Source organism: Pseudomonas sp. BT-42-2, from assembly GCF_025847435.2.
Taxonomy (GTDB): Bacteria; Pseudomonadota; Gammaproteobacteria; order Pseudomonadales; family Pseudomonadaceae; genus Aquipseudomonas; species Aquipseudomonas urmiensis.
On sequence record NZ_JAOYTM010000014.1, the window covers coordinates 227,668 to 236,603 of the forward strand.

An 8,936-nucleotide genomic window follows, 5' to 3' on the forward strand; every position below is an offset into this window, starting at 1 on the left:
TGTCGTTATCCACGCGGTCACTTGGCCGCAGTGCTGGTTTCGATGAACTGGTTGCTGTACAGCTCGTCGAGCTTGGGCTCGCGCGGCACGATGGCTTCGCTGACATAGAACTTGCGCACTGCATCCAGCCGCGCCGGGTCGATGCGGCCCAGCACCGGCTGACCGGCATAGACGTACTCGACGTACAGGCGCAGGGTTTTCTCCAGCGAGGCTTCTTTGCCGGCGTAGGCAGGCACCGCGCGGGCGAAGCTGGCGGCGGCGGCCTTGGGGTCGTCGATGATGTCCTGCAGGCCGCGCAGGGTGGCCTGGACCACGCCGCGGACGATCTGCGGGTGGTTTTCGATGGCGTCGTCGGACGCCAGGATCGCTTGGGCCATGCTCTCGAACACTTGTTCGCGCGGGATCAACTCATACTTCAGGCCGGCGTCCTCGGCGTTGATCACCCAGTCCGGCACGCCGGCCATGGCCTGGGCCTTGTTGGCCGAGAACAGCTGCCACACGCCCGAGGGGCCAGCGGCCTGGATATCGACATCGTCCTTGTTCAGCCCAGCCTTGCGCAGCGAGGCGAGCAGGGCGTAGTAGGTGGTGTCGGAGTACGACATCACGGTCAGGGTCTTGCCCTTGAGCTGGCTGATCGAGCGGATCTTCTCGTCGGCGTTGGTGGCGATCATGGTCACCCCGCCGCCGCCGAGCACAGCCACGGCGCGCACCGGGATGCCATTGGGGCGCACGATGATCGGCGTGTCACCGATGGCGCCGCCGACCAACGCATTACCAGCACCGATCTGCTTGGCGACATCGACACCGCCCTTGGCGGCGATGAAGGTCAGGTCCAGATCCTGCGCCTGGTAGTAGCCCTTTTCCTTGGCGATGATCCACGGGGCGAAGGCCGGCAGGCTCGGCGGCGCGGGTAGCAGATAGGTGACCTTGGTCGGTGCGGCCTGGGCCTGGACGGCCAGGCTCAGGGCGAGGGCGGCCAGGGCGGTGTGAGCCACGCGCTTGATAGAGGTGGTGAACATGCTAACTCCCAAGTGATGAGTGGGGCGTCGATCAGTGCAGGTCGAGGTCTTCGCCGACCTTCAGCAGATCCATCAGGCGGCCAGCCAGCGGGCCGATTTCCGGCAGCTTGCGGCGCTCGAGCGGGTTGTCGCGAAACGGCAGGTCGATCTCGATTTCTTCGATGATGGTGCCGGGGCGGGCGCTCATCACCAGCAGGCGGTCGGACAGGGCGATGGCCTCGACCAGGTCGTGGGTGATGAACAGCGCGGTCTTTTTCTCCTCGAAGAGCATCCGCGCCAGGTCCTGCTGGAGGATCATCTTGGTCTGCGCGTCGAGCGCCGAGAACGGCTCATCGAGAAACAACACCTGTGGGTCGATGGCCAGGGTGCGCGCCAGGGCTGCGCGCTGGCGCATGCCACCAGACAGCTGGAACGGGTAGTGGTCGGCAAAGCCTTGCAGGTGGCAGCGATCGAGCAGATCTTCGGCAATCGACTTGCGTTGGGCAGCGGCCATGCCCTGGATCTCCAGGCCCAGCTCGACGTTGCGACGAATGCTGCGCCAGGGCATGAGCAGGTCTTTTTGCAGCATGAAGGCGACTTTCGGCACCGGACCGTTGACCGCTTCACCGCTGACCAGAACTTCGCCTTCGGTGGGGCGGTACAGGCCAGAGCCCATGTTGAGAATGGTGCTCTTGCCACAACCGGATGGGCCGATGATCGACACCACTTCACCACGGCGGATCTTGAAGTTGACGTCACGGATGGCAAACGGCGCCTCGGCCTGGCCCTTGGCCTTGAAGGCTTTGCCAACGTTGCGGAATTCGATTTCCGCCGGCGCTTGATCCTCCTTGGAACGCGGGGTATTCCACTGCGGGGCGATTGCGTACATCTCTTTCACAGCCATGGGAGAGTTCTCTGGTCTGTTTTATAGGTGATACGCGGTTTAGTGCATGAACAATGCCAGTTGTAGGAAAAAACTGATGTTTATTAAAAGTTTATATTTATTAATAAGTTAGGAATATTTAACACGTTTAGTATTGTTTTATATATGAAACATGGTTTTTTATGTGGCACAAATATGCACAGCAACTGCGCATCCGAATGGATCAATGCGAGGCTATTGGGCATTTGCGGTAACGAGAGGGAAAAGGCTGGTTTCATGGATGAAACACAGGATGAGATGGCGCGGGCAGAGCCCGCTCTATTGCGCCAACTTTGACAGCGGCGCTAGCCCTGTTTGAGCGGGCTTGCCGGCGCAGGGCTGCGAAGCAGCCCCAGGCATGATCACTGGAGCGTCTTTCGCGCCGGCTTGAGCACCAACCACAACGCCAAGCCAATCAGCACCCCACCATACAGGTGGCCCATGGACAGCGATTCGTCCAACAGCCACGCCCCCCACAGCACGCCAAACACTGGGATCAGGAAGGTCACGGTACTGGCCTTGACCGGCCCAATCTCGGCCAGCAAGCGGAAGTACAGGATGTAGGCAAACGCCGTGCACACCAGGCCCAGCCCCAGCAGCGACAGCCACACCTGCCAGCCACCCCAGCTGGCCGGCGGTTGGCTCAGGGCGCTCCAGGCGAACAGTGGGGTCATCATCAAGGTGGCGCCGAGCATGCTGCCCAGCGCCGACAGGCGGCTGTCCAGCCCACTGATCCAGCGGCGGGCGAGGAACCCGGCGAAGCCGTAGCAGGTGGTCGCCGCCAAGCAGGCCAATGCCCCTTGCAGCAGGGCCAGATCCAACGCCACTGGGCCGGCACCACTGAGAATGCCGACGCCGAACAGGCCGAGGAAGATCCCGCACAGCTTGATCACGGTCATCGGCTCGCGGAAGAACAAGGCGCCAATCAGCACGCCCATCAGCGGCGTGGTGGCGTTGAAGATTGCCGAGTAGCCCGCCGGTAGCACTTGTGCTGCTACTGAATAAAAAGTGGCTGGGATCCCTGAGTTGATCATCCCCAGCACCAGACAGGCGCCGAGTTTGCCATTGAAGTCCCAGCGCAGCCGCGCCACGGCGAGGATCGCGATCAGCCCCAGGCAGGCGATCGACACCCGAAAGAACGCGGTCGGCACGGTACCAAGTTCGGGGGCGATGATGCGCATGAATAGAAAGCTCGCGCCCCAGACGGCGGCAAGGGTCAACAGGCGGGCAAGGGCGATGGGGCTCACAACGGTCTCCGGCAACAGGGCAGGGCGGCAGTGTACGGCACGGGGCTGAGCGGTTCTTGTGCTTTCTTGCTATGTATATCTGTGATTTTGAGGGCGCTATCGCGGGGCAAGCCCGCTCCCACGTATGCGTTGGGCAGGGCGAAATGTGGCGTGGACACTGGCAGCACCCTTGCGCTGGGGAGAAAAAAATGTGGCATGGAAACTGGCAGCACCCTTGCGCTGGGGAGAAAAAAATGTGGCATGGAAACTGGCAGCACCCCTTGCGCTGGGGAGAAAGGGATGTGGCGTGGGAGCGGGCTTGCCCCGCGATAGTGGCCTGGAGTTCACCAAACAGGCGCACAGTGGCTAAGCTCAGCGCTGAACCCCGCGCGGAGGCTCTTGTATGACCCAGCACTGGCCGGCCAGCGAGATCGCCCGGATGATCCTCGATGGCTTCGACAACTACCGCGAGCACTTTCGCCGCATCACCCTGGGGGCCCGCGAGCGCTTCGAGCAGGCGCAGTGGCAGCAGATCCAGCGCGCTGCCGCTGCGCGTATCAATCTGTATGAGTCGAAGGTGGGCGAGGTCAATGGCTGGTTGCGCGATGCCTTCGATGAAGACGTGTTGCTAGACGTCGAGCAGTGGCCGTTGGTCAAGAGCGCCTACATCCGCCTGATCGATCCGCGTTTGGACGATGAGCTGTCCGAAACCTGGTACAACTCGCTGTTCTGCAGCCTGTTCAGTCACGACCAGATCAGCGATGGCTGTATGTTCATCCACACCACCCGGCCGGCGATGCGCAGCCACGAGCGTGCGGCGCAAACCCGTACCTATCGACTCGGCGACGGCGGCCTCAAGGGGCTGCTGCGGGCGCTGTTCACGGATTACCCGTTCAGCGTCGGCTATGGCGATCTGGAAGGTGATTTGGTACGGCTGGAGGAGCAGTTGCGCGATTGCCTGCCGGATTGGGTGTGCAAAGATCCCGCGCTGGCCATCGAGCTGTTTTCACCGGTGCTCTATCGCAACAAAGGTGCCTATCTGGTCGGGCGCCTGTATACCCAGGATGAGCAGTGGCCACTGGTCATCCCGCTGCTGCACCGCGAGGAGCATGGCATCGAGGCCGATGGCTTGATCACTGATGAAGCCGAGGTGTCGATCATCTTCTCGTTCACCCGCTCGTACTTCATGGTCGATGTGCCGGTACCAGCGGAGTTCGTCAACTTCTTGAAGCGCATCTTGCCCGGTAAGCACATTGCCGAGCTGTACACCTCGATCGGGTTCTACAAGCATGGCAAGTCGGAATTCTACCGGGCATTGATCAACCACCTGGCCAGTACCGACGACCGCTTCATCATGGCGCCAGGGGTGCGGGGCATGGTGATGACGGTGTTTACCCTGCCGGGCTTCAATACGGTATTCAAGCTGATCAAGGACCGCTTCTCGCCATCGAAAACGGTCGACCGCGCCACAGTGATCGACAAGTATCGCCTGGTGAAGAGCGTCGACCGGGTCGGACGCATGGCCGATACCCAGGAGTTCGCGGATTTTCGATTTCCGCGGGGCAAGTTCGAGCCTGAGTGCCTGGCGGAGTTGCTCGAGGTGGCGCCCTCCACCGTGGTGTTGGAAGGCGATACGGTACTGATCCGCCACTGCTGGACCGAACGGCGCATGACCCCGCTCAACCTGTATCTGGAGCAGGCCAGCGAAGCCCAGGTGCTGGAGGCGCTGGAAGATTATGGGTTGGCGATCAAGCAGCTGGCTGCGGCCAATATCTTTCCCGGTGACATGCTGCTGAAGAACTTTGGCGTTACCCGCCATGGCCGTGTGGTGTTCTATGACTACGACGAGATCTGCTATCTGAGCGAAGTGAATTTTCGCCATATCCCGCCGCCGCGCTACCCGGAAGATGAGATGTCAGGAGAGCCGTGGTATTCGATTGGTCCGCACGATGTTTTCCCTGAAGAGTTTCCGCCGTTTCTGTTTGCCGATATCGGCCAGCGCAGGTTGTTCAGCCGTTTGCATGGCGAGTTGTATGACGCCGATTACTGGAAAGGGCTGCAAGCGGCGATCGAGGGCGGCAAGGTGATCGATGTGTTTCCGTATCGGCGTAAACAAAGGTAATTAGCTGACACGCCATTAACCTTTCAGGCACTTGAGTTCACTGAAGCTGGTGCGCACCTTGACCAACCGCTCCTGCAAGTACTGGCGCTGGGCAGGGCTGCTTTCGCGCATCAAGTCGACCAACAAGCTACGCGCTTGCAATTCGGAGTTTTGAAAAGCGGCGCGATACTCCGGCGTCCACAGACTTTCCTTACGTTGCAGCAACTGCGCCAGGCGCGGCTCGAAGTTGGGCGTGGCACGCTGATCCATGGCGAGCACCAACTGCTGCTGCCAGTGGGCGCGGTTGGCGATCCACTGGCGGTTCTGGTCGCCCAGGGCTTGCGCCCAACTCATGACGCGCTGGCGTTGGGCCGCGTTGAGCTCTCCTAACCAGGGGGTCAGGCGTTTTTCCATGCGGGTTGCGCGGTTCTGGATCTGCTTCGGTAGTGGCGTTTCGACGTATTTGCGTTGACGTTCGCGGATATCCTCCCTGAACGCCTGACGCATCTCTTCGACTTGCGCATCGTTCATGCCGCGCAGCAGCTCGGTGGCCGATGGGGTGATCGCCTCGGTGACCCGAGCAATCGCCTGGCGCGCCTCGGCAGTGCGCTGCTGCAGGGCTTGATCGGTGACTTGGTCACGGGCGACCATCTCGCGCATCTTGTCCAACCAGTCCAGATAGCCTGGTAATTGGGTCTTGCAGTGCCAGGCCAGGTGCTGCTGCAAGCGCTGGTCGAGCCAGGCTTTTTGCTCGCGGTTCATGTCCAGATAGTCGCCCAGCGACCACGGCACCAAGGTGTCGAGGTTGCGATAGGCCAGGTCGATGCGGCTGCAGGCGACGACGGCCACGACAACACCGAGGCCGATCAAGATAGGGCGCAGGGCTTTGGTCAGGCGCTTGAGCATGAGCGAATCCTTGCTGAAGACTGGCCAGGGTGTAGACGCGCCGGTGCTCGTGGCGGTTCCGCTGGATCAATCCCCGGTGGTCGTTGCTGTCACTATAGATCCGGCCACCGTGATTGGCGCAGTGATTGATCAGTGCAGGGATTTCTGACCGGCGTAGGCCCCTATCCAAGCGCTCGTCTGGAGGCTCTGGGCCGGATATGGCATCATGCCGAGGTTTGGCGTGTAGCCAACGCAAAGCACTGGTACCTAGGTTTTATGCAACCGAATCACTTGTTGTACTTCTTGTACGGTAAAAAAAGTATTTACCGGCGTGAAGCGCAGTTCAGCATCCTGTCCGCCCTGCGTCATCAGGCCAATCGCGAGAGCTTCAGCATTACCGTGCTTACTGATCAGCCACAGGCATTGGCTGGCTGGCCGGTTCGCGTCGTGGCATTGGATGAGGCGACGCTCGCCGACTGGATGGGCACTGCAGGCTATGTTCATCGACGCAAGGCCTGTGCCATTCGCCTGGGTCTGGAGCTTGCGCGCAAGACTATTTTCGTTGATACCGACACCATCTTCCTCAGCGATCCGGCCGCGCTGTTCGAGCGTGTGAGCGATGATCAGTGTGTGATGGATCAGTTTGAGTTCCACTGGCGCGAAGCATCCAAGCGCAAGGATTACACTGGGCTGGTCAGCCAACTAGCGGCCAGCGGTGGTACTCCGCCCGCCAGCCTGCGGTTGTATAACAGTGGCATCTGCGGGATGACCGCGCAGGGTGTGGCACAAATGGATCAAGCCATAGGCCTGATCGACCAGTGGGCGCACCTGCACACTCAGTTGCATACGTTGGAACAGATTGCCGTTTCATTCGTGCTGGCGGACAAGCAGGTGGCTGAGGCACGCGACTGTGTGCACCACTACTATTCGCAGAAGGACTACCACCACGCGATGCTGAAGCTGTTTTTCCAGACGCATGGGGAGCACTTCAGTCAGGCTCTGGTCGAGGCGTCAGGCGAGGTGCCAAGCCATATACCGCCCCTGAGCCTGGTCGACAGGGTAACCAACAAGTGCAAGCTTTGGCGGTTGCACCCAGACCTGCGCAGGATCGGCAGGTATTACCTGCTGGGCCGCACACCTCGCCCTGGCGCTTATTTGGACGCTTGTCGTGAAGTGTGGTGGGGCAAGGCCCTGGCTGCACTCGACAAGCAGCAGCCGAGTCAAAGGAAGCGGGCTCAGTTGGACAAACTATGGGGGCATGACCGGGATTTTCGTGCATTTGCCGAGCGTCGGGCCACACTGGCTGGCTGATTGCACTGGCGAACACGCGCTCAGCCTGTACCTTTCACCACGCATATCAGCCCTGGCCTCGTGGCCCGGGCATCAATCGACAAGGCGTCCACTGACTGGGTGCCTTGTGATGAGGGTTTTTCACACATGGCTCTACTTGGGCGCTACAACAGTCTGCAAATCGTCAAACATGTCGAATTCGGCCTTTACCTGGATGGCGGCGCGGATGGCGAGATCCTCCTGCCGCGGCGCTACATCCCCAAGGATACGCCGACCGAGCTCGACGACTGGCTCAACGTGTTCATCTACCTGGACAGCGAAGACCAACTGATCGCCACCACCGAGAAACCCAAGGTGCAGGTTGGCGAATTCGCCAGCCTCAAGGTCAAGGACATCAACGGCGCCGGTATCTTCCTCGATTGGGGGCTGAGCAAAGACCTGCTGATGCCTTATTCCGAAGAGCAGCAGCCGCTGAAGGTTGGCGATTACTGCGTGATCCACGCTTACCTGGACAAACGCACCCGGCGCATCACCGCCACGGCGCGGCTGGACCGTTACCTGGACCGCACCCCGGCCGAGTATGCGGTGGGCCAGCCGGTCGAGCTGCTGGTAGCAGGCGAGACGCCGATGGGCTTCAAGGCGATCATCAACAACCGCCATTGGGGCCTGATCCACAAGAACGAGGTGTTCAAGTTCCTGCGCTCGGGCATGCACGAGAAGGGCTTCATCAAGGAAGTGCGTCACGACGGCAAGATCGCCCTGAGCCTGCAGCCGGTCGGCCAAGCCCTGGCCGATACCCTGCAAGAGCAGATCATGGCGCGCCTGGAAGCAGAAGGCGGCACCCTGGCGGTGTGTGACAAGAGCGATCCGCAGCTGATCAGCAAGCTGTTCAACGTCAGCAAGGGCAACTTCAAGAAGGCTATTGGCGCGTTGTTCAAGGCGGGCCGGATCGTCATCCATGACGATCGCATCGAGCGGGTCTGATCAGACCTGCACGAACGGGCGGAAGTCCAGTTGCTCGCCGCCCGGGCGGGTGTCGCGCAGCAGTGAGTCGCGGTCGGCGCTCAGCGCCAGGCTGATGGTCGAGCGACGCTTGCCGGGCTTGCGCACTTCCATCTGTTCTTGATGGGCGCGCAAGAAGTTGATCGGCACCTTCAGGTGCTGCAACTCATCGGATTCGGGGGTGTGCAGCAGCAGGTTGACCCAGTCGGGCTGGCCTTTGCGCAGCAGCGCCATCGGCACTTCGAACCACCACAGGTTGCGCTTGGTGTCGAGAATGGCGAACAGGGAGTTGTCGCTGTTGAGCACCGGCCGGGCCAACGCTTGGTTGCGCCGGGCGATGGCGGTGGGTTTGTCGAGTTTCATGCAGGTTCCTGCGGGTTGACGCTTGGGTGACCTGACATTGTGCGGGGTGGCAGGAAACCGAGCAAGGCATACCGGCCTCTTCGCGGGCAAGCCCGTTCCCACAGGTACCCCGCTGAATCCAGAGTCAGCGGGGCACCTGTGGGAACGGG

The 8,936-nt window shown here is 60.9% G+C and carries 9 protein-coding genes; 4 read left to right on the plus strand and 5 right to left on the minus strand.

All coding sequences use genetic code 11. The features are described 5' to 3' along the window. Positions 1 to 17: 17 nt before the first annotated feature. From OIU19_RS18465 to OIU19_RS18475, 3 genes are all read right to left on the minus strand, one after another. The gene (locus tag OIU19_RS18465; protein WP_264236222.1) at positions 18 to 1,019 is read right to left on the minus strand and encodes an ABC transporter substrate-binding protein; all 1,002 of its coding nucleotides are present in this window, start codon (positions 1,017 to 1,019) and stop codon (positions 18 to 20) included. 31 nt (positions 1,020 to 1,050) lie between these two features. Next, positions 1,051 to 1,887 carry an ABC transporter ATP-binding protein gene (locus tag OIU19_RS18470; RefSeq protein WP_264236233.1) on the minus strand — a complete coding sequence of 279 codons (837 nt, stop codon included), beginning with the start codon at positions 1,885 to 1,887 and terminating at the stop codon, positions 1,051 to 1,053. A gap of 395 nt (positions 1,888 to 2,282) precedes the next feature. After that, the gene (locus tag OIU19_RS18475) at positions 2,283 to 3,167 is read right to left on the minus strand and encodes a DMT family transporter (protein WP_264236223.1); all 885 of its coding nucleotides are present in this window, start codon (positions 3,165 to 3,167) and stop codon (positions 2,283 to 2,285) included. A 382-nt stretch (positions 3,168 to 3,549) separates the two neighbouring features. Here OIU19_RS18475 and aceK point away from each other — a divergent pair, with 382 nt between their 5' ends. Further along, positions 3,550 to 5,268 (plus strand): bifunctional isocitrate dehydrogenase kinase/phosphatase, encoded by a 1,719-nt coding sequence (gene aceK / locus OIU19_RS18480; protein WP_264236224.1) that lies wholly within the window; start codon positions 3,550 to 3,552, stop codon positions 5,266 to 5,268. A gap of 15 nt (positions 5,269 to 5,283) precedes the next feature. Here the strand turns inward: aceK and OIU19_RS18485 are convergent, their stop codons facing one another. Beyond that, positions 5,284 to 6,153 (minus strand): DUF6279 family lipoprotein, encoded by an 870-nt coding sequence (locus OIU19_RS18485; protein ID WP_264236225.1) that lies wholly within the window; start codon positions 6,151 to 6,153, stop codon positions 5,284 to 5,286. Between OIU19_RS18485 and OIU19_RS18490 the strand changes: the two genes are divergently transcribed. The 3 genes from OIU19_RS18490 to OIU19_RS18500 all read left to right on the plus strand — a co-directional run bounded on the left by OIU19_RS18490 (position 6,152) and on the right by OIU19_RS18500 (position 8,406). Next, positions 6,152 to 6,301 carry a hypothetical protein gene (locus OIU19_RS18490; RefSeq protein ID WP_264236226.1) on the plus strand — a complete coding sequence of 50 codons (150 nt, stop codon included), beginning with the start codon at positions 6,152 to 6,154 and terminating at the stop codon, positions 6,299 to 6,301. The genes OIU19_RS18485 and OIU19_RS18490 overlap by 2 nt on opposite strands. Before the next feature lie 107 nt (positions 6,302 to 6,408). Continuing rightward, positions 6,409 to 7,443 carry a hypothetical protein gene (locus tag OIU19_RS18495; RefSeq protein ID WP_264236227.1) on the plus strand — a complete coding sequence of 345 codons (1,035 nt, stop codon included), beginning with the start codon at positions 6,409 to 6,411 and terminating at the stop codon, positions 7,441 to 7,443. A 126-nt stretch (positions 7,444 to 7,569) separates the two neighbouring features. Further along, on the plus strand, positions 7,570 to 8,406 hold the full coding sequence (locus OIU19_RS18500) for a S1 RNA-binding domain-containing protein (protein WP_264236228.1): 837 nt from the start codon (positions 7,570 to 7,572) through the stop codon (positions 8,404 to 8,406). Here the strand turns inward: OIU19_RS18500 and OIU19_RS18505 are convergent, their stop codons facing one another. Continuing rightward, positions 8,407 to 8,787 carry a hypothetical protein gene (locus OIU19_RS18505; RefSeq protein ID WP_186557442.1) on the minus strand — a complete coding sequence of 127 codons (381 nt, stop codon included), beginning with the start codon at positions 8,785 to 8,787 and terminating at the stop codon, positions 8,407 to 8,409. Positions 8,788 to 8,936 lie beyond the last annotated feature (149 nt).

Excerpts from the sequence above, each read along its gene's own strand:
- OIU19_RS18465 (WP_264236222.1), bottom strand. The coding sequence starts at position 1,019 with ATGTTCACCACCTCTATCAAGCGCGTGGCTCACACCGCCCTGGCCGCC.
- OIU19_RS18470 (WP_264236233.1), bottom strand. The coding sequence starts at position 1,887 with ATGTACGCAATCGCCCCGCAGTGGAATACCCCGCGTTCCAAGGAGGAT.
- aceK (WP_264236224.1), top strand. The coding sequence starts at position 3,550 with ATGACCCAGCACTGGCCGGCCAGCGAGATCGCCCGGATGATCCTCGAT.
- OIU19_RS18490 (WP_264236226.1), top strand. The coding sequence starts at position 6,152 with ATGAGCGAATCCTTGCTGAAGACTGGCCAGGGTGTAGACGCGCCGGTG.
- OIU19_RS18485 (WP_264236225.1), bottom strand. The coding sequence starts at position 6,153 with ATGCTCAAGCGCCTGACCAAAGCCCTGCGCCCTATCTTGATCGGCCTC.
- OIU19_RS18495 (WP_264236227.1), top strand. The coding sequence starts at position 6,409 with ATGCAACCGAATCACTTGTTGTACTTCTTGTACGGTAAAAAAAGTATT.
- OIU19_RS18500 (WP_264236228.1), top strand. The coding sequence starts at position 7,570 with ATGGCTCTACTTGGGCGCTACAACAGTCTGCAAATCGTCAAACATGTC.
- OIU19_RS18505 (WP_186557442.1), bottom strand. The coding sequence starts at position 8,787 with ATGAAACTCGACAAACCCACCGCCATCGCCCGGCGCAACCAAGCGTTG.